The following is a 20,538-nucleotide window of genomic DNA, read 5'->3' as shown; positions in this document are numbered from 1 at the left end:
ACCAACCTGCCCCTCTCCAGCATCTCGCTCAAACTAATCAGATACGGCAGTGGAAGGACGCGGAGTATCAAATAGGCCTGGTTGTAGCGAGCACGCCCAGCATAGATTGACCCGCATGACGCTTCTCAACGACTTCGCCTATTTTTTCTTTACCAAAACCAATGAGGGCACCGCTAGCTGCGCCTGCCAGTGCAACTGTGGGAACACCCACTGCAAGGAACGGGGAAAGTAAGGGAAGCATGACTGCCGATGCTACTAGCCCCGCCCCCATGATGCTGCCTGTAAGGACTGCTGCTTTCTTCGGTGCATACTTTAACTCAATATCCTTAAGGCTCTTGCGTTGCCGCTGTACCAGCGAAGCGAGACCGTGGCTGACTTCTTTGATCATTTCATTCGTATCAATGGGGCCTGTGGACGCCAATTGGCTTGTATATTTGTTGAGTTCCTCTCGGAGCCATCGATGTTCGTTATTTAAAATTAGCTGAGCGAGAGTCTTTACGGGGATATTAGCAAGCCAGGATAGACTGTCATCCTGAATCGCGTGAAGCGTCCGAAGCGCTTGATCAGAAATAACATTTTTAGAGCGTAGATCTCTGGCATTTGCTTGCGCAATTTTCTCGAAATAGTGCCAATGAACAGGCTGCGAAAGAAGTGCTTGTGCCCCAAGTTCGCTGGAATTCTCAAATAAATGGTACTGAGGGCGAATTCTCTCCAGAACGCCATTGAGAAGCAGTGGGCCGGTGGACACGCGTTTCATTTGATCCAAAATTAGAGGCGATCGTATTCCCTCAAGCTCTTTGAGATATTGGCTTGCCGCTTCGGCGGCGCTGAGTTGAATCCCTAGTTTTCCGCCTGGAGGGATGAACAAGCCTGATGGCATCAGTGCGTCAAGAAACGCAGTTTCCTGTTTATTTGAATAGTCGACTAGCTCCTCTAGTGATTGAATCTGCCCGCGGCAAAGTGGCGAGATCAAGCGAATCGCTAACTCCTCAAGCCCCAGCTTGGTATGTGCATCGTTCCTCTCCAATACTTCCTCGAAGCTAGGAAAAACAAAAACGGCTGGCACGGGTAACTGAGCATCCACTAATGGCCGCAACTGTAGAATGTGGAAAAGTTGAATGGCAAGTTGCAAGTGTACCGCATTTAGGTTTAGGTCGGAACTTATGAATGGATATATAGGATCTGGAATTAGTTGTGTATCTGCGTAAAGACCGGTTATGCGAACGGCATTGAGTGCGGATGGGCCAAATTGACGCTGGCCACCAGTAACTAATCTCATTCCACCGAAAGTCTTTGCATGTTGATAAATGTTTGTGGAGTGGCAATTATAAAACTCACCCAGCTCTTCTGCTACTCGATTTACTGAACCGGCGAACACGTCTGGTTGATATTTAACACGCCACATCAACCTTTGCTTAATCTCGGCCACGTCATTTATCAGATCGACCGAGCGACCTGTCAATGCAGAAAAAAACGAGCTGAAAAGGGCAAATAGTTTAACTTGAACTTCGTTCGCACCAGTGATTGATTTATGAGCTTTTTCCTTTAAAGCCTCTTGTCTTTGTACCGACATCGCTGCGCCAAAGCTTGTTGCCATCAATACAGTCTCTCTGGAAATACCTTTAGTATCTACCAATCCAGTAGCTGTCAAAGGAGCAGCTAATAGCTCATCTGCATGGGATTGCAGTGATGGAGGAAATTTCAACGTCCCCTCTCTTATTGCTTTCCATGCATCTAGAAGTCGCTGCGCAGTTTCGGGATTGTTGAGTGACATTTTACGTTCTTTAGATGGTGGTTATTATTTTTCGATATAACATCATTGACGGCTTGACGCTACTCATTTGCGACTTAGTACATGGGCTGTTTCTGGCAGCTTGCGGCCGCTTGCGAACTTCTGCTTATGGCCGTATGCGGTCGCATGGGAATGTCCGCTTCTGGCCGGAAGCGGTCGTTCCTGAACGTTCGCTAGCGGCCAGATGGGTAGGCTCATCGCCGTCCGTTTCTCGCCGAAGTCGCTCGGTTACGGTTGGAAGCAATTTCCCAAAAGGAGCCGGTCAGTCATAAGATCCGATCATTGTACGGTCTTGAAAACCGTCGACTGTAACAGGTCCATGAGTTCGAATCCCATCGCCTCCGCCATCTTATGTACGACAAAGCCCTGATTATTCAGGGCTTTGTCGTTTCTGGCATTCAGGAATTTTGCTCCTCTCTCTATGGATCGTTTCCGCATCTTTTCGGGCATTTCCGCAACCCTGCTTTTCAGACGCCATCCTACCGAAAATTTCAATTGCCAGATTTAATGCGACAGACTACTTGAGCAGTAGGCTGATTTCGGCCGAAAGCGGGTGTTCTGTCTAACTCCAGTCTTTGCTCTCGGAAGTCGTTTTTTTGGGGGGGGGCGATCAACATTAGCGAGTTTTCAAAGGCGGTAACGGCATTTAGCCAGCTCAAGGCCATCTGGTTTTGCCTGAATCAGATCTTCGGAGCGTCTATTGCTTCGTAGATCCGTCGAGCGAGAAGGCTGGTGAAGATCAGATACTGCGCGGCCTTCTCCGAGTCGAGATCATGATTTAGCGAATGAGCCTTGGGATTGCGAATGCCAAGGTAAGCGCCGACCAAAATTTGCATGAACCCTTTCTGATCATTCCTACCCGACTCCGTGTCGAGTTCGCTAAGGATCAGGTGCGGTCTCTCCAAGCTCAACACTTGCGTCGCCAATGCTGCGCCGTCGAGATCCAGGCCAGTGCGTTCTCGCATCAGATCAAAGATTGCAACGACGGAGTTCAACACGGCATCGCGGTAATGTCCGTCCATATAGTGCTGGAAGGCATGCGCGAAGATAACCGGATGCAGCAATTCCTCAAAACCAATGCTCGGTTTGGCGCCCGTCGCGTCGCGCACGTGCGCTTCTGCCCTCACCTCAACATGGGGTAGATCGCGCGCAAGAATGTCGTCGTAGTCATTCGCGTCGCCAAATCCGATATGCCTGCCAAGATTTCCCATGTCCTGCTCGGGGAATCCTGCGCCGGTCCACAGCTTGCGTAGCAGTTGATAGTCGGATTTCAAATAGCCATTGATCAACTTGGCCCCTGCTTTATCGTCGCTCTCAAGGAGGCCTTGTGCGTCGATCGCTTTCTGACGCATTGCCCGAAATAGAGCATTTACCTGCAAGTACCATTCAAGCATTGCGTCCCTCCCCGACTTATCTTTTCCATTTATTAAGGCGTCACTAACGCCGCATAACTCTTGAGCGACCCAACTACTACTTTTTTCTCAGCATCAGTTGAATCATGGCAAACAGGCGGTGGAACAGGTAGTCGACCTGGTCCACATCCATCACCGGCACCTGGCTGATTTCCGAATGCCGAATGAGGTGACTGTTTCCAATGGAGCTCAGTTCTCTCGCTTCAGTCTCCAATCTCTCCCGCAGTGACGGCACGGAAGTAACCGCGTCGAGGATGATCTTGACTGAGCGCTTCTTGTCGCTCGGGTCAGCCAGTGATTTGAGTCGTTCCCATGCGTCCCACAGCCGCTCCAGCGCTTCACGACGCACCAATGGATTGCAGTCCGAAAACTTAGCCCGGCACTCGTCGAGCATATTGTCGAGCGTGCGATCACCGGTATTGAAGAGCGTTCGCTTCAGCTCTTCGCCAAGCACCGGCGGGAGCACTCGTTCAATTCGGCCATTGGGCAGCATCTCGAACGCAACCCCGTTGCGCGCGAATATACGATTGACGGTCACGCGGAAGTCTTCCTGCCCCGCCTCTTGGTCGAAGGTCAGGTGGTGATGACTGAAGTAGTCGTGATACTTTCCTAAGATCGGTTTTGTCAATGACGCGTGAACGAACTCGATGAAGTCCAAGACAAGCAAGGTGTCCGGCGCGAACGGCTGGCGGTTGGCGGTTGGCGGTTGGCAAAGTAGCTCTCCCCATCAATGGAGACGGTCTCCAACGGCCAAGCCAGACCCGGCATTTCTGCGCTTACCGAAGCCGCCAAGGCGTCCGCATCGCCGCCGCAAGTTGCTTGTCCGTCCAGGCAGCGTTCGGGGAAACGCAGGCCGAATGCGCCACTATTGATCAACGCCTGCACCGTTGCCACCAGGCCCGCCCAGACCGTGGGCGAAATCACCTGCTCGGTGCGTGCGCGCGGACCATTCTGACGATCGCTGAAGTAGTCGCTCATCACGTTGACTCCGTTCGCGCCCACGACGCGATGGTGGCGACGTGTCTATCCAAAATACTCATTTCCCTGCGCAGTACCATGGTGTTCATGCTTGTGGCCTCATTAAGGACGCGCTAGTTGGACCAATGCATGCTTCTAGCCGCTCTACGCTCAAGTCGTTCACGGCTTCCGGCGTCAAGCATCCGGCATTGAAGAGCCCGAGGTACTGCCCCCTAGTCAGAGCAATCGGCAAGTTTGTAAGCAGCAACGCACCGGCTGGAAGGCCGAATTCGAGCCGCTGCAGGATTTCGTCGAGTCCCGCCAAGAACGTAGGCTGGTCCGGGAAGAGTGCCGACAGGATTTGGTGCGTCGAGCGCAGGTGAAAGCGGGTTGCGTCTGCGATACCGATGATGTTCCCGTATCCAACGGCGCCTCCGAAGGGCGTGGTAGAGAACCGCTTCTCCAACACATCGACGGGGGTGCCCTCGATCCAGTCGTACAAGAGCGCCGCGCGCTTGCATCGGCACCAGAACTCAATCTCGTCCCGGCAATATCGCTGCAGTGCCTGCGTCATGGCATGCCCATAACGCTGCGCCACATCATTGGAGCGCACGCTCTCCGACCTGCCCCGCTTCATGACCGGTGTATAGATCGAATCCATCTCGTCGAGGACCTGCACCATCGCCAGCACCTGGGTGGGCGACGTCTGTGCGGCGTTGAGTTGTTTCATCAACTCGACCAGCCGCAGGCTCGACTCAAACGACAAGGACGAAGCGCCGCAGGCGCGTCCGAGCAAGGTAAGGTGGATCAACTCGCCCTCGCGCTCGGCCAGCCCAGCCTGTAACAGGCGCTCGACCAAAGCGGTGACTTCGTGCTCCACCATCGCGATCCATTGAGGATTCGCACGTGATGCAGAGTAGCCACCGAACGTGTTGACCAAGAGGCCAGGAATGTCGGTGGCACGCACGCCCCTGACTTGGCTAAGCAAGCGCAGCGTCCAGGTTGGCAGGTCTCGTTGCTGGAAGGATGACTTCACATGTTCTGGCACACCGAGCACGTATTTCTGGAATAGCTGCGCGCGCTCCATCGGCGTGTCGGCGAGGATGATGGCCTTGCCGGTCTCGTTGTATCCGAGCCGTCCCGCCCGCCCCGCCATGTTCTTGTACTCGGCGACGGTGAATGGCCGGCCGTCCTCTCCGACGAATTCGTTCTCCGCGAGGATCACCGTAGATGCCGGAGTGTTGATGCCGGCAGCCAGCGTCGTCGTGGCTACCAGCGCATGGATGCCACCGCCAGCATTGCGATACCCCTTCTCGACGGCTTCGCGCTCCGCACGCAAGAGATTGGTGTTGTGGAATGCAGTACCGCCAGCGAGGCACTCCCGCAGATCCTGCGAGGCGCCAGTCAGATCTTGAGTCGGAAGCACGGCCAGAACGGTAGTCGCGGGACCGAGTACCAATTCCTTGGACAAGTATTTGGCGCAGCCCTGCGCCGGACCACGCATGTTGCGGAAGACCAGCAACTTTTCGCCCTGTGCGACCAGTTGCTGGACCAGCGGCACGATCACGTCCTGCGAGCTGGGCTTTTCGCGACGCTGCACGATGCGATGTGCTGGCAACAGGGCTTCGGTCTTGGTGGTGCCGTCCGCATCGACAAACTGGAACGTCCCGTGTCGATCAAGCACGCCCTCGACCAGGGGCACAGGCCGCTCGCGGGATATCAGCAAGGGAAGGTCGAGCCAGCGATCGAAGCTGTTGAGGTTGCCAATCACCGCCGACAAGATCACAAGTTGCGGTTCAATGCCACGCTGACGTGCTCGTAGCAGGAGCGCGAAGATCAGCTCAACCGTAATACCTCGATTAGGGTCCGTGATGAACTGCCCCTCGTCAAGTACGACGAGTCCGAGCTGGTTGAACAGGCGCGGCGAACCGAGCGCCAGATTGAGAAAGGTTTCATAGGTGAAGAAACCCAGGTCATAGCGGCCGCCCAACACGGGACCGATGCCATCCGTTGCATCACCGCTGCACCGAGCGACGCGCAGCCCCGCAGGTCCGTATCGCTCGCTGAACTCCTCGAACTTCTCGCTGACCAGCGCCCGATACGGCAGCAGAAACGCGGCTTTCTTGCCGGCTGTGACTGCCTGAATCGCAGCCAGTTCGCCGATCATGGTCTTACCTGAACTAGTGGGCGCGACCACCAGCAGCGATCTGCCGGCCAGTACGCCGTGTTCGTTGACTGCCTTGAGTTGCAGTGCGTTGAGGCCTCGCGGGAAGTCCGTTGTCCACTGTTCGACGATTTCCGGCGGAAAGCCGTGCGCAGAAAATTCCGCAAACGACCCCGACATTTGCTGGACCGCTCTAGCTGGGAACGCAGCGGCGTAGTTGTCACCGCGCCTGAGAGCCGGAAACACGAGGCCACCCAGGACGTTGCCCAGGAATACAGGCGTCTGTGTCACGCTGATGCGCTCGGCCTCGACACGCGCCAATCGAATGATCTCCCCGGCGATTTCCGGAAAGCTGACCGAGTCGCCGACCGCCCCCGTCAACGCCTCGATCACGGCATGTGTAAGCAATCCGTGTCCGGTGCCCGGCTGCTCCCAGGCGGATTCGTTGGTTGCACAGGCGGCAAGCAGAATGCGCCCCTCCCCGTAAATCCCAGTCAACGCAAATGCACTGCGCGGTCGCGCTGCAGCCTCCAGTACACGCGCAGGTGCCTGCCCGCTGAAGCAGCAGTCAAGCACGCACAGCACCGCACGCGCCTTCGTCGCCTTAAAGGCATCGGCCAGGCCCGCCATCGACAGGCCTGTGCTGGAAAGATCGGCTGCGTTGGTATCGAACAGGACCAGGTTTCCATCGGGAGAACCGTGGCCAGCGAATGTGATGACTATCACGTCTTCCTGGCCCGCGGCCGACAGCGTTCCGAGGATGGCCTGCGACACCTCTGCATGCGTGGCGACCTCATCGACAAGCAGTCGGCCAGCCAGGCCTTCGACGGTGTCGGTGAACAGCGCCCACAACGCCGTCGCATCGCGGCGGGCCCCGCCCAGCTCGGGGATTGTCGCGTCGAGGTGTTTGTTGATGCCCACGAAAATAGCTTTGATCGCCACGTCGCCCCCCCTATCCGCTTTGCGCCAAGAGTTATTCGATCACGTCGCTCGCCGCGCGCGGACGCAACGCCCCCAGGAACAACGAGCATAGTCGCATCCGCCGATTTAATTGCGTCAACTCTCCCGATGAAACGAAGCGGATTTTCGGTTGAGCGTTCGCTTAGAGGCGTTGTCTCGCGATACGCTGTTCGGCACTTCAGCCAAGCACAGCGTCATTGAAGCAGCGAGACGCTTCAGCAATTGGCGTGCTTCCCGCGTGACTCTATATGGCCATCAACGATTTGATGAATTTCTTTTTCTTACGGTTGCTTTTCTGTTTTCACACGATAGATGTCTCGCATTGGTCGCGAGGCAGAATTTTGCTTCGCCCCCCTTCTCTCGTCGCTACAGGCGTAAGGCCAACATTAATCGGTCTCTCCGTTCAATCCTTTGGCGTCTTGTGGTCTGCTGCGACCCTAGATTTGCCCTCAACATAATTGTTAGCACGCCGCTCCCGCTGCCTGAATCGGAGGTCGGCGGTTAGCAGACGTTAGCGAATGACTGCTCACTACCCAAAGCTAGCGGTGTCACCCATAAGCAGGCGCTCATAACCGACCGCTTCCGGCCAGAAGCGGACGGTTGAAATCGGCACCTTCCGGCCAAGAACGGACGCTCAAGACGCATAAGCACGAAGAAGGACTAACTTGTTAGAAGTTAGGCGCCCTATAATCAGCTTGGTAGCAGATAGCGAGAATAGCCACTAAAACTAACGACAAAATCTATAGTTCTAAGACGACAAGCAAATCTCGCTTTTACAGGCTATTTTTTAAATGGCGTCATCCATGATGAGGCAGTGACCATTTGAATATTTTCTTTCCAGCTACATAGCTATGATTTTTTTGGCTTTGCATTGTAAGTATCTTCCGCCGAAGACGCTCAATCCATGATTGACTTCCACCTTTCGCCTCAAAAAGATTTAATAACTCAATCGACTTCGGTAAGTCTTCTGCTTTTTCTAACTGATAATAAATCTCGTCGCAAAAAATCACATCATCAACTGCGCCTTCGAGAATTAAGTTCATACGTAACTGTGAAGCCTCGGGACCACGACCTAATTGCTCTAAAACTTTTCCCAAAATGGAGTCTGTATACACATCTGTAGCGCCGAAGGACTGAGCTTTTTCTAATATCTTTAGTGACTTATCTGGGTTTTGCTGCTGCTCCAGTTGATATAAGGCCTCTTCATTATAAAGAGCCGAATTCATACTTCCTTCTTCAATGGCCAATCGGCGCTGACGGGAAGCCTCCGCTGCATCCACGACTAATTGAATACAGCGATTTTGGACCGATTGAACATAATTATTGACAGAGTCTGGATAATCTTTTTGATGAGTTTCTAGTCGTTCTAAAAAAAATTCAGCGCCAGCTTTACCCTGTGCCAAAAGTGCTTGTCCAAGGTTGGCAACACCTGGCGGAAAGTTGGGATTCAACTGCAACGCTTTTTCAAATGCGTAGATCGCTTCATCGCAACCCAAACTCTGAGTTTTTTGCAAGCTTTCACCATAAAAGCGCCAAGCCTTGGAGTCTCGAGGATAAATATTTACTATTATCTGCAAAACTTCCTGTTGCCGAATAACACTTTCTCCTGCATCCCGCCGTCGATGATATATTCCCCAGAGGGCACTCTCGCTCCAGCCTATTTCCTTTCCTTCCAAATGAGCAATCCAAATATCTATATCAGCGAGGGAATCCGCACAAAGCAGATGATAAAAAGCCTCGTTTGCTCTCTGTAGGTTAATCTGCTCTATCTGCCTGCCAATTTGATGTTGCCAACATTGAGCAATTAGCAAGTGCTTACTGGAGATTTCTTCAGGTATGCTGCTAGCGTAGTCTGGAGAAAACTCTGCGTCACCGAGAGCCATTTTTTGGCGAATCCAGCCGGTAATAAATCCGTGTAAATAATGATCTTTGTTATTGTCAATCGGCAAAAGACCAAGTCTTCTTAATTTTTGCCAAGCATGACTTACACCAATGCCATCCTCTAGCTTGTCAGCATGGTCTTGTGGGATTGCATTTCTGTAAAGTGCCAGAACCCTCAAAAGACTGCGTTCGCTATCCCCGATTATTTCATCATGTAATATGGAAAGTAATTTTTCGTCTAATCGATCAATAACGTCTTGGCGTATTGTTTGATAAACATCCCATGGTGTAGAGCGTTTTTCCCGCGCGATAGACGCAAGTAATTCTGCGGCTAACGTGTGAGCGGTTCCCCCGTGCCCACCTCCTAACCATTGGAATAGAGCTTTCAGACTATTGCCTGAATAGGTCCATTCCTCTTCCTGTCCCAGAGGAGCACTTTCAACAAGTAGTTGAGCGAACCCCGACTTATCCAAGCCTGGAACCTCATAAAGTAGACAGTTAACGCCGAAACTGCCGTCATCGACCTTTTCATTAAGTTCAAAAACAAATTTCCAATCGGGAAAAGCAATTGAGAGGCTTTCTAGCAAAATACGTACTTCCGCATTTCGCCATTTACTATTGTGCATAAGTAAGTGTGCGTTGTTTACCCAGATATAGGCTGTGTGGGGGTCGGGATAGGATTTCAGCAACCCCGCTGCCATTTCTCTTGAAGTTACTCCGCTCGGCGGCTGCGGATCTTCTCGGCGATTATTTAGAACATCCAGCAACCTGCGAAAAATCTCTCCTGCGGTTATTTGCTTGCTACAATTTATATCGAGAAACTTTAAGGAGTTAAAGTTCGCTTGGTCATGAAGTTTTTTGATTAGCGCCGTTTTCCCATTTCCACTCATTCCGTACAAAGCAATCGATGAGTTATGCTCTAGATAATCAGTTAGCACATTGAGAAGTTTTTCGCGCCCACAAAATGGTGGCACATAAGGCAATGAAGGGTGATTCACAGCCTGAGTATTTGCATCTGACCCTGCGCTATATTTCTGCGGCTTCTTAAGTCTAAGGGAAGAGTTGAAACTCCATTGCCCTTCATCAGCGTGGTCGGCAACTGGCTGTATTGTCCAACCTTTGTTATACCCGAATAAATGGGCAGTGGTTGCTCCAGTGAGCGGGTCGGTCCTCACTAAGTTAACACCAAATTGATCTACGGTATCTGCTCCTACAGCGCCCGCGGCTAACTGAATGCAGTTTTCAGTAGGGCGGACCCAAGATGTATGAGTATGACCATGTAGAAGAAAGTGCAGACTCCTACTTGCACGACTTTCTGCGTCATGTTGCTCAGCTTCACTAAGCCAATCGAACGGATGATGAATTAAGCCAATCCGAATATCCGCACCATTGATTATTTCCGACATATAATTAAACTGCCACTCGCTTGCAAGCCATACATGACGATCATCTTCTGGTCCCGCGCAACTCCACGCAGAGTTAAATCCAGCTATCCCTACGATAAAATCGTTAATTTCTAGAGTATGGGCGTATAAATGATAGTGTTCTTTGTATAACTCCGGACGATATTCTTTAACAAAATCTCCATATTCGACTAGTCTTCCCATTGCGGATTTGTGATCAAAAGTACAATCTGCAAACCGCTCATTAATCTCGCCAACATGATTTCGCGACTTTTCCGCCATCTCGACCAGTCTCGCCTGCTGGTCACCTGAAATGTTTTTTCTATTAACATCATGATTTCCGGGGACTAGGAATAATCTATCTTTGGTAAGATCGCAACACTGAAGCAGATCATCGAAGAACTTTGCTGCCTCCTTATACTGCTCTTTGAGTGGGGCACCGCTGGTTTCTCCAAATGCAATATCCCCCGTGCAGAATATGATGTCCGGCTTCTGAAGGCCGCTGGCGAATCTACGGCTCAAAAAAGTCAACAATTCACGGCGGATAACATTATCGCGCCAAGCGGTCTTTGGATGGAAGTGGATATCTGATAAGTGTAGCCAGACTAATTCTTTTTTCATGTATTTACCAATATTGTGGCGATCTTACCTAGATCGAAATTATTTTTTGAGAACTTGGCCGACTACAACACCTAAAACTAATTGCTTTATATAAAGCAAGTTGACAGGTATCTTTCGAACTTAAGCGTCGATACGAGACTGCGTAGCCTGCACAATGCCCGCCTTCCATTTAGTTGACCTTGCATCAAACATGGCGCAAAAGCGCTTAAGGAGGTCAAGTTAAGATTGGTCATTAGAATCGATTCCTTTCGACAGTTACTACAATTTAAAGGAGGTGCATGAAACCATGGATCATAATATTAGTTTTATCAATATATCCAGATCGTGCAAGCCAGGTCAAGCGCGCTATTTCATGCGTCTCAATTGATGCCATCCTCGGCTCGGTAGACGTGATTTCAGACTGAATCAAGATGATTACCCGGATGATCGACTGCGTACGTGCAAAACATCCTATCCTTATGTGAATGTTTAAATACAATCAGTAGCTAATAACTTCAATCGCTTGCTCAGTCCCCGCATGAAAACTCTGGACATACCGCGAATGCGATCAATGGTAAAATTAGAAGGGCGGAAGTCCTTGATAATCGCATCTTTTTACACTTCACAGCTTGCAGCTGTAATACTTAAGTGTCTCGAGGAAAGCGTGCTTTGGCCCGAACTCTACCAACCGTGAGAGGCAACCTTGAACGTCTGCTTATGGTCGAAAGCCGTCTCTCATAAGCAGCCGCGTTCGGCCAAAAGCTGACGGTGGCGACCGCAAGCATTGTTATCAGTGTGTTGGTTGGCATTCATTTAATTCGCACCGGACGCCGCCAGAGTTCAGGAAATCATGTGCAGAACTTAAAAACCTAAGTCAAATGACATACAACCTCAATCTTCTGGCCTATCAATAAAACACTGCTTGGATGCATCAATCAGCTTTCCACAGCCATCATGCTCGAACTCTATGTCATCCCGAGGAGTCCAAAAAATAAATGACAACCCTCCAAACAAGATTACCTGAGTGTACATCATATCCTCCTTTATGCTTGTCATGAACATATGATGCTTAGCAGTAAGTTTAACAATAGGCTCGTAATGGTCGGCAGGCAGCTGCTGCCAATACAGCCCTGACGCTCTGAGTTTTTCTTCAGTACGAGCCTCAAAGGCGGCTCTAAACACATGCCCGCTCTTAGAAGTTATTGCAATATCCCCATAAGTCTTGACAGTAAATAGGTAAGCCGCCTTGATTGCCTCGCGTACAATCAACATAAAATCACTGTAAAAGCTCATATCCAAGCGCTCTTTGCTGTGGATAAGCATGGTTATATCGCCTTGTCTATTTCTCCCCTTGTCAGCCATATTCTTGGCAATTTTAGCCGCTTCCTCAAAAACCTCTTCGCTAAAGCCTTTTACCAAAAAATCCCCAGTGAGCTTGTTCTTTTCAATAGGCTTTCGATATTTGAAATCAATACTTTCCTTGCTAACATTCGCAGTAAATCGACCTCCCACCTCGGTCTCTCCATGCATGGTTGCAGTCTTCCCACCAGAGCGTCCGTGGATGTCGGCCATCATGCAAAGCATCTTAATAAGTTGGTCATTTACCATTGGAGCGTCAATCAGCTCATTAAGCCGACTATTCTCAGACAATGCTGCCTCTACAAAAAATGACTCCGGAGCGCCTATTCCTACTGGTAGTACATGCTCCCTATTAATCTGCCCAACCTCTATCAGAGGTCTGACCAGATAGGGGCAAAGAGTGTTTTTAATCTCAGTGCTTGCCATCTAAAAACTCCCGGATCCGTTAATTTTGCGCTATTTCATTAAACTTGCATGCAAGCAAATCAAACTCATCTGTAAGCCGGAGTGAGCGCGCTCTGTAGGCGGCGCTGTGCGTGCTCAAGGTAAGGTATGGATTCGAAAAAAATGTCCGCTTCTAGCCGGGAACAGCCACTCATGACGACCTACCGATGGGTTTTCTGATCACGGCATAACGATGCTGACTGTCAGTTACCAGTCCGATCAACGTTTTTCGAGTGCAGTACAAACCCACGTAGATGAGTTAAGGCAGTCACTTCAGGGTCAAGGCCACGCAACGTGGTTGCCCGCTGGCTACCATCAGGTAGATAAACTATGAGCTCATCTCCGTGAACCGAGTAGGTGCCGCTGTACTTTGCCCCTTCATGTTCAAAACTGATTTCCTCGTCCACACATAGCTCCTTTAATAAGTGGGAATTGATCCGTGCGACCAAAAGTATTTGGTCAGCCTGGTCGTCAAGCACATGCATTTTTCTATGGCAGTTGGGGCAGAGAGCAACTGTGTTTTCCACCGTATCTGCTCCACCATGTACAAGCCACTCGATATGGTGTGTCTCCAGATATGGCGTCCCATCCTTCCTGTTGAACGGAGAGGCTTCCTGGCACAAATCACATCGCCCCTTGGATCTACGCTTAGCGTGCTCTGCTACCCATGGTGAGCGCTGGTGTTGCGTGACTCTGGCGCTGCGCTTCCCAACATTGACCCGTCCTTGACGCCGGGCTAACGCTTCTACCTCAGCGTCACTCAATTTCCGGGCCTGTTTTTCCTTAACCCGATTGAGTTGCTGCAGCGTGACATCAGAAATTGCCGGCGGAGTGCCCGATTTCAAACGCAAAGGGAAAACCCAAACAAAGCGGTCCTGCCCTTCTACATCCGGTTGTCTCTCTTGGTATGGCTCATCAGCCAGCATTACCTCACCGATGTAGGTATAGGTCTTGGCGGTAAAGACTTCGAATAGATGTACGGCCACTCCATTAATGCGCGATTCGTTCAGTGTTCTGTTTTGGTTGAACGCAAGAGATTGATCACCGACCTGACCCATACCGGTGTAATGCAATACATCTTCGACCCAGCGATCGTCGTAAATTGACGCCACGTGATTAGAAACAATGACGAGAGTGTTGGTTCGATTTGACCGGCGCATTCCACCTTGAGGACTGCACAAAAAATGAAGAATTAGGTCTTCGTTTTTAAGGTTTGATCCGGGGACAGGAGAAATGAAATTAGCCATATTTCCGGATGATCTCTTGGGCAATGGGAATGTCGGCAGGAGCCAAGTTGTATTGAAGGAGTTCTTGAGGTAGCACCCACTGAAACCGGTCGTGGACCTGCAAGGTGAACTGAGTGGATTGCAGCTGAACCGAAATGGCGATCAGTTCGATCTCACCGCCGGGATAGGTGTAAGTCGTGGTGGTGAGTATTTCGCCGGCGACAGACTCAACACCAAGCTCCTCACGTAACTCACGGTTAATGCACTCCAGGGCAGATTCTTCGTGTTCAAGCTTGCCGCCTGGAAACTCCCACAGGCCCTCGAGTTTTTGACCTGGAGCCCTACGAGTGATGAGAATTTTCCCATCAAGATGAACGACTGCAGCGGCCACCGGTTTTTTCATGTCGCGAGTCCTTATCGCCGGGGCCAAAAGCACCATATAAACAAATGGCCATCATCATAGCCGATTCCCTCAGCCGTTTTGAATCTAGACCAAGGTCGATCAATTTGTGAACCGCCCTAAGTTTTATAGACGCTCTTGATGTCCATTTTTGGCCGACAGCAGTCGCTCCAGAACGTCCGCTTTTGGCCGATAGTTGCCGCTTTTGACCGACCGCTATCGGCCAAAGCAGACACTGGCAATTAACCGCTCTTGGCCGATTCCCGCCCGTTGTGAACGGTAGAGAACCGAAAAAAAATAACGAGCCAGTTATGCCTACGAAACCAGTGCGATTCATAATGTCGACTTTAGACCAGTAAATGGCTATCACTTTTACTGAGCTACCTCGGTTGTGGTAGCCAGCGCTTAGGCCTTTTATGGTCAGGCCCCTCCCTCGAGGGCTACTTTCGTAGCTAGCTTTTCAAACGCCTGACTGAAATCGCCAATCCTGTTGATCATCTCAAAAAACCACTCAAAAGACTCTTGCACGAAATCTTCATCGGAAACTCTGTCAGGATACATGACGCAAAATAAAGCTCTTACAGCAGCGTCCTCGTTATCTTCAATGTCGACATCGCGTCCTTTCGCCTCCAGAAAATCCCAGCATTTAACTCTGGCAGCATTCAACTCCTTTTCATTTTTTTCCCCTTCAAACCAGTATTTGTGCGCAGCTGCAAACGCGCTTTTGACAATTGGGGACACTTCTTCGTCCTGAAGAACCAAATCTACGCCCGCGCACATAAACTTCATTATGTTCCGAGCCGCTTCAGCTTCAGCCTTACCTTTACTCAACTGCTCTGAAAAGTGAACAATTTGCTCATGACTAATCATGGTGGACTCCAAGTGTTGTGAGTACGGAGCTACAGGAGCGACACGCCTTTTTAGCGGTTCCATGCCCCTTGCCCGAGGTACCAATATTGACGGCTTCGCTTGTACCGCCCGCGGGATCCATTCCCGCGTCATAGGATCGGCTCAAGCACTCGATTTCTGCACACTTGCCATGCCATGGCTCACGTTGATCCTTCGGCACAGCCTTTAGGGCTTTCCTGACCTTGGGATGGACTGGATATCTTGATCCACTCACCCCTACAAACACTTTGCCACCGGTACGTAGTTCTGAGGCGGCGCCTGTGGTCTTACCCTTTTTCAGTGCAGCATCTGCGGCCTTTTTGGCAGTGTCACGTGCCAACCCCAGCGGATCAACCCAGCTAACAGGATTTGGCGCATATTCGTAAAGATTCAGTCCACCCGCATAACTGATCGGGTCTTTGCCGATAAAGCGCCCGATCAGCGGGTCGTAGTACCGATAACGATTGTAATGCAGCCCGGTCTCGTGATCATGATACTGGCCCTGGAAGCGGATTGGATTGGTCAGACCGACCTGCTGCGCCAATCGAGAACGAGTTTCTTGAACTTCACCCCATGCCTTGTACTGGGCACTCCAAGCGATATCTCCTTGTTGATCCGTCAGCTCCTGAGGTGTTCCCAGATGGTCACACTGATACCAGGCCAACACATCCAGAGGTTGCGCAGACGGGGTGTAATTCCACAACGGATCTTCTTCGAGATTGAAATCGCCAGCGTGCTCGACCTGAGTCAAAAGATTAATGAACTGATGTCGAAGCGCCTGAGCAACGGGAACAAAAGTGTCAGGTTCATAGATGTAGTGAACCGTACGACCGAGGCCTCCGTCGACCTGACCACGACTGCTTTCCCACGCAAGGTTGTCGCCGTCCCAACCATACAGCGTAAAGCCACAGCCGAGCTCAAGCTGCTTGCGTGCATACTCGTTTCGGTTCCATTCGGAGCCCGCCTCAGGCCGTTGTTTACAATAGGCGACAGAATTTTTATACAGACGCCGTCCCAGTGCGTCATAGGCGTAGTCAACGGACAAACGTCCGTCTTCGAAGTGCGCTAGACGGTCAAACAGATCCCACCGCATTCGACTGTAACGACCGTCGTGCCAGCGAAGCGTCCGATTGCCGCGATCGTCGTACTCGTAGTGTGTCCCGGCATACTCTCTCAAAAGATTGTCGAGTCGCTTACTGCGAGGAGCGTCTACAGACAGCGGACGCCGATCCTCCTCATTGGCCTTGTCCAGCAAATTACCGGCCGGATCGAATGCGAACGTTTCTGTGCCGAGTCGGCTGGCAGCACTCAACAGTCGGCCCACGGGGTCGTAACGATAAGCGAGCGGACCGCGACGGCTATCATTGATGTCAGTCAACTGGCCGGCCGCGTCGTATTGATAATCGCGTTTTAGCAGGGTGGTCTTATCATCGCTGCGACCCAACATTTGCTGCTGCAGTCGCCCAACGGCGTCCCACTGTTGCGTTTGAAGTAAATGGTTGCCTTGATGACGCGCGATCTCCCGGTGCAGATCATCACGCTCGAGTCCGAGCAATTCGTGCTCGTCCAGGCGAAGCCCAAGCAAGTGCCCTGTCCCATAGGTCAACCAACTGACCCTATGCCCGTCCGGACGAATAGTGGCGATACGCTGATTCAACGCGTCGTACTCGTGTCGCCATACCGCGATTGTCGACTTCTCCAGCCCCAGATAGTGTTGGTGCTCGCGCAGCAGATTACCCGCAGCATCATGGAACCACTGCAAGCGACTATCTGCATTGGAGGCTTCGGTAAGGTTGCCATTGCCGTCATAAGCGAAACTTTCGCGCTGCGTTTGATCGCCTAAAGACGCTGAACGCTCGGCCAATCGGCCCATGGCATCGAAGCTCCAGGCAATGCGCCTGCTGCCGGTGACGGTATTGGCTAGTCGCCCAGTAACAGCGTCATAGCCATAACGGGTAATTTGCCCATCGAAACAGGCCTCCTGCAACAAACGCCCTAAAGAGTCATACTGGAACTGAGCACGCTTTTCGTTTTCATTTTCCAGAACCAGTAACCGTCCACAACGATCCCAGTGATAACGCAACGTCTGTTCGCACGCATCGACCCGCTCGCCAATTAAACCGGCCGCGGTATAACTCCAGCTCGTGCACTGACCCAATCCATCCGTATAAGCCAGTAGCCGGCCTTCTGCATCGTGTTGAAAACGCTCTTCGGTCTTGTCGGGATGCTTGGTGAGCACCAAGTGCCCTGCCTTGTACTCATGCTCGGTACTGTTACCTGCCGCGTCCGTGTAACAAATCATCTGCCCACGTTCGTTGTATTCCCAACAGCTGGTTTTCCCTGAGCAGTCGGCATACTCCACCAATTGGCCGGCATCGTTGTAATCGAGCTTTTGTTCGTTGCCAAGGGCGTCCTTGACCCCCGTCACCAAACCCGCTGAGTTGTAGGCATATTCGGTTTTGTTTTCCAGCGGATCGATGGCTTCGATCAGGTTGCCACGATCATCGTATGCGCGCTGCCATTGGCCACCCTCGGCATCACTGATTTTGATCAGTTGATCCAGATCGTCATAGGCGTAATGCATTACGCTGCCATCAGCCCGGATATGTTCAAGCACGTTGCCACGCTCATCGTAGCTATACCGCTCTTCGCTGCCACTGGCGTGAACATGACGGATCAGATTCTTGGCCTCATCGCGGAAGAACCATTCCGAACGCTCATCCGGATGTCGAATACGATAGGTGTAGCCAAGGATGTCGTAGTAGTGCCAGGTTTCGTTTCCGTGGGCATCGGTGACATAGGTCAGCCGAATGTTTTCGTCCCATTCCAGGCGGGTGTCGAAGCTACCGTCATCCGCCCACTCGCGCACCGCGCGAGCCTTTGCATCCTGTCCTTGCCACTGCAGATTCATGCCACGGCCAGTGCGATCCGTGTAACGAGTAATCAAGTGATGCTGATACTCATAAACTCGGCTTGCCCCATTCTCATCCTGAGCCAGCAGAAGATCACCAGTGTCCCCATATTGATAAGCGCACAGTTGACGTTGAGGCGCACCGTCTCGAATTTCCCAGAGTCCGGTCAAGCGGCCCTGCCCATCAATCATCGTCCCCAGGTGGGCCTGAACCTCTGCAATATCATCCTGGTAAGTGATCAGGTCGGACAGCACTGAATCCTTTCCGTGACGATGCTCGTAATGCAGCATCATCCCAGCGCCATTGCGCAGTTCAACGCCCGTCAGAACGTAACGCTGGCCCCGGCGCATATAGGTTTCCTTGCGCTCGAAGCCACGGCACAGCACCAACTGATCCTCGCTGGCCCTGACCAACGTGATGTTTTCAATCGCGTCGTAGTGAGAGAGCGCGATTTTGGGGAGCGGGTAATCATGGCTGCGGCCGTCAGCGTCGTGAAAAGTCACGCCATCACTACGGCAATCAAAACGCGTGGTCAGCGCTGTGATCCAGCGAGCACCGAGTTCACTTTGGTCATACTCAGCCAGACGTGAACTGTAGGTTCGCGTCCACTCTATCGGGAAAGAACCGGACAAGCTGAAGTCGGTATGGCTGAGTGATTCTGAGCCCAATGCAAAACTGATGCTGTGCTGGGTTGCGGGCATTACCGCGTTTTTACAACTGTTACAGTTGCTGGTTGCCGGCGCTTGTTGACTGGTTGCTTCCAGACGCCCCTCACCCGCTTTGCGCTGAGCTTTGGAAGTGGTGCCCGGCTTGACACTTGCACCTTGTCCATGAGACTGACGCTTGCGCCAGGTAAGCACGGAACCGGCAAGCATTTGCAACAGCCAACCAATAGAATGCTGGACGCCAGGATCGCCGAGCTTTTTCATTTGGGTTTGTAATTCGACACCCAAAGTGCGCAGCATCGAGGTATTGGTTAATACCAATGCCTTGGCATTTTCCGGCAGCAGATTCTTCGCTGCGCTGTTGGCCACACCCTTTCCCGCAGCCTTGTAGGCGCTGTAGGTAGCGCCAAGAAAATTACTGATGGACGCCTTGGGATCATGTAGAAACTGACTGCCAGCAGCGCTCATTTTTGCACTTGCAGCCTTCATGTCGCCCTTGGCGTCGAGCTTGCCATTGACCACAGCCTCCAGGCCTTTGGCAATCTCGTTGACAGCGTCATGTCCAAGCTTTCCGGCATCATCAAGAATTGACGCAAGCTTGGGTTGAGCCTGTTTTACAAAGTCGTCGATGGTGCCAACGATGGTCGCGTTCAAATGCCCGATCAGCACTTCGATCAGTGAATCACCCAATAGCGCCTTTGCGCTATTGCGCAGCTCCTGGCGCACCAGCGATAACGTCGGGCGCAACGTCATCCGCGCCGATGCCATGGTAGGCGGTGCAGGCAATACACCTATCAGGTTGATGCCCAGACTCACCCAGTCCAGTACCTCCCTCTGCTTGCTTTTGGCAAGGGTAACGATGTCGCCGAGCGCATCGACCAACGCCATGATGTTGCCTACCACCGGCAACGCACCAGCGACGTTTTTGACCCGTTCAAGCGTAACCACACCTCCGCTGAGAGACTGCAGCCAAGCATCAAATTTCGCCGCCCCGCGACCGACATCCTTGATGTCGATGGTATTGAGAGGCGCGACCGCAACCTGCGGTTCTCGTTTCTTTGCAACAGCAGTTTCATTTGTCATGACAGCAACTCACCGGCCAGCAGCCCCAGCCTTTATGCACAATTTTTGAACACCTCTCAAAAACAGGTATGAGGCCTGCCTCTTGGAGGTACAGAATCAAAACGCGAACTCGAACTTCAGCTGACTACGGCCCCTTTGGGACCACTTGCAATCAGCGCGGCCCCGCAGGCGGTTTTCATGCCGTCGAGCGCAATAGGTGTGCCATCGACGGAGTAAGTGCTGCTGCCCTCGGCAATCGGGAAAATCCCCTTGCACAACGGGCAACTGACCTTGTGACCGACCCCGGCAATCGGCTTGCCATTGAGGTCGGTTTGAGAGAAGGCTTCGAGCACCTTGCCACCGTGGGTGGTGGAGTCCCCCAAACGAATAGCGTCTTTCATTGCGTCACTCCT

Annotated in this window: 12 protein-coding genes; all 12 read right to left on the bottom strand. The window is 51.8% G+C overall.

Going from position 1 to position 20,538, the window contains the following annotated elements; genetic code table 11:
- Positions 1 to 67: 67 nt before the first annotated feature.
- On the bottom strand, positions 68 to 1,774 hold the full coding sequence (locus HUW52_RS11785; protein WP_175553716.1) for a hypothetical protein: 1,707 nt from the start codon (positions 1,772 to 1,774) through the stop codon (positions 68 to 70).
- Positions 1,775 to 2,472: 698 nt separating this feature from the next.
- Complete coding sequence (locus tag HUW52_RS11780) at positions 2,473 to 3,186, bottom strand: TIGR02391 family protein (RefSeq protein WP_175553715.1); 714 nt, start codon at positions 3,184 to 3,186, stop codon at positions 2,473 to 2,475.
- A gap of 76 nt (positions 3,187 to 3,262) precedes the next feature.
- Positions 3,263 to 3,862 carry a hypothetical protein gene (locus HUW52_RS11775; protein ID WP_218586344.1) on the bottom strand — a complete coding sequence of 200 codons (600 nt, stop codon included), beginning with the start codon at positions 3,860 to 3,862 and terminating at the stop codon, positions 3,263 to 3,265.
- On the bottom strand, positions 3,829 to 4,182 hold the full coding sequence (locus HUW52_RS30160) for a hypothetical protein (RefSeq protein ID WP_218586343.1): 354 nt from the start codon (positions 4,180 to 4,182) through the stop codon (positions 3,829 to 3,831). Before HUW52_RS30160 ends, HUW52_RS11775 begins: the two co-directional genes overlap by 34 nt.
- Positions 4,183 to 4,267: 85 nt before the next feature.
- On the bottom strand, positions 4,268 to 7,267 hold the full coding sequence (locus HUW52_RS11770; RefSeq protein ID WP_175553714.1) for a DEAD/DEAH box helicase: 3,000 nt from the start codon (positions 7,265 to 7,267) through the stop codon (positions 4,268 to 4,270).
- Between the two features lie 815 nt (positions 7,268 to 8,082).
- A complete protein-coding gene (locus HUW52_RS11765) occupies positions 8,083 to 11,190 on the bottom strand; it encodes a metallophosphoesterase (RefSeq protein ID WP_175553713.1) in 3,108 nt (1,035 codons plus the stop codon).
- 870 nt (positions 11,191 to 12,060) lie between these two features.
- Positions 12,061 to 12,954: a hypothetical protein gene (locus HUW52_RS11760; protein WP_175553712.1), complete on the bottom strand. Its 894-nt coding sequence runs from the start codon at positions 12,952 to 12,954 to the stop codon at positions 12,061 to 12,063.
- A 221-nt stretch (positions 12,955 to 13,175) separates the two neighbouring features.
- A complete protein-coding gene (locus tag HUW52_RS11755) occupies positions 13,176 to 14,219 on the bottom strand; it encodes an HNH endonuclease (RefSeq protein WP_256668186.1) in 1,044 nt (347 codons plus the stop codon).
- On the bottom strand, positions 14,212 to 14,601 hold the full coding sequence (locus HUW52_RS11750; protein ID WP_175553711.1) for a (deoxy)nucleoside triphosphate pyrophosphohydrolase: 390 nt from the start codon (positions 14,599 to 14,601) through the stop codon (positions 14,212 to 14,214). Before HUW52_RS11750 ends, HUW52_RS11755 begins: the two co-directional genes overlap by 8 nt.
- Positions 14,602 to 15,018: 417 nt before the next feature.
- Positions 15,019 to 15,468: a hypothetical protein gene (locus HUW52_RS11745; protein WP_175553710.1), complete on the bottom strand. Its 450-nt coding sequence runs from the start codon at positions 15,466 to 15,468 to the stop codon at positions 15,019 to 15,021.
- Positions 15,461 to 20,146 carry an RHS repeat-associated core domain-containing protein gene (locus tag HUW52_RS11740; RefSeq protein ID WP_175553709.1) on the bottom strand — a complete coding sequence of 1,562 codons (4,686 nt, stop codon included), beginning with the start codon at positions 20,144 to 20,146 and terminating at the stop codon, positions 15,461 to 15,463. Before HUW52_RS11740 ends, HUW52_RS11745 begins: the two co-directional genes overlap by 8 nt.
- Positions 20,147 to 20,262: 116 nt before the next feature.
- On the bottom strand, positions 20,263 to 20,526 hold the full coding sequence (locus tag HUW52_RS11735; protein WP_008077213.1) for a PAAR domain-containing protein: 264 nt from the start codon (positions 20,524 to 20,526) through the stop codon (positions 20,263 to 20,265).
- Between the last annotated feature and the right edge of the window lie 12 nt (positions 20,527 to 20,538).

Source organism: Pseudomonas sp. 43A, from assembly GCF_013363935.1.
GTDB classification, from domain to species: domain Bacteria; phylum Pseudomonadota; class Gammaproteobacteria; order Pseudomonadales; family Pseudomonadaceae; genus Aquipseudomonas; species Aquipseudomonas crudilactis.
Note: the sequence above shows the minus strand (reverse complement) of the source record. Positions and strands in the feature narration are given on the sequence as shown.

Bases quoted from the DNA above. Each gene is read 5' to 3' on its own strand.
- HUW52_RS11750 (WP_175553711.1), bottom strand. From the start codon at position 14,601: ATGAAAAAACCGGTGGCCGCTGCAGTCGTTCATCTTGATGGGAAAATT.
- HUW52_RS11785 (WP_175553716.1), bottom strand. From the start codon at position 1,774: ATGTCACTCAACAATCCCGAAACTGCGCAGCGACTTCTAGATGCATGG.
- HUW52_RS11760 (WP_175553712.1), bottom strand. From the start codon at position 12,954: ATGGCAAGCACTGAGATTAAAAACACTCTTTGCCCCTATCTGGTCAGA.
- HUW52_RS11735 (WP_008077213.1), bottom strand. From the start codon at position 20,526: ATGAAAGACGCTATTCGTTTGGGGGACTCCACCACCCACGGTGGCAAG.
- HUW52_RS11780 (WP_175553715.1), bottom strand. From the start codon at position 3,186: ATGCTTGAATGGTACTTGCAGGTAAATGCTCTATTTCGGGCAATGCGT.
- HUW52_RS11740 (WP_175553709.1), bottom strand. From the start codon at position 20,146: ATGACAAATGAAACTGCTGTTGCAAAGAAACGAGAACCGCAGGTTGCG.
- HUW52_RS11765 (WP_175553713.1), bottom strand. From the start codon at position 11,190: ATGAAAAAAGAATTAGTCTGGCTACACTTATCAGATATCCACTTCCAT.
- HUW52_RS11745 (WP_175553710.1), bottom strand. From the start codon at position 15,468: ATGATTAGTCATGAGCAAATTGTTCACTTTTCAGAGCAGTTGAGTAAA.
- HUW52_RS11755 (WP_256668186.1), bottom strand. From the start codon at position 14,219: ATGGCTAATTTCATTTCTCCTGTCCCCGGATCAAACCTTAAAAACGAA.
- HUW52_RS30160 (WP_218586343.1), bottom strand. From the start codon at position 4,182: ATGAGCGACTACTTCAGCGATCGTCAGAATGGTCCGCGCGCACGCACC.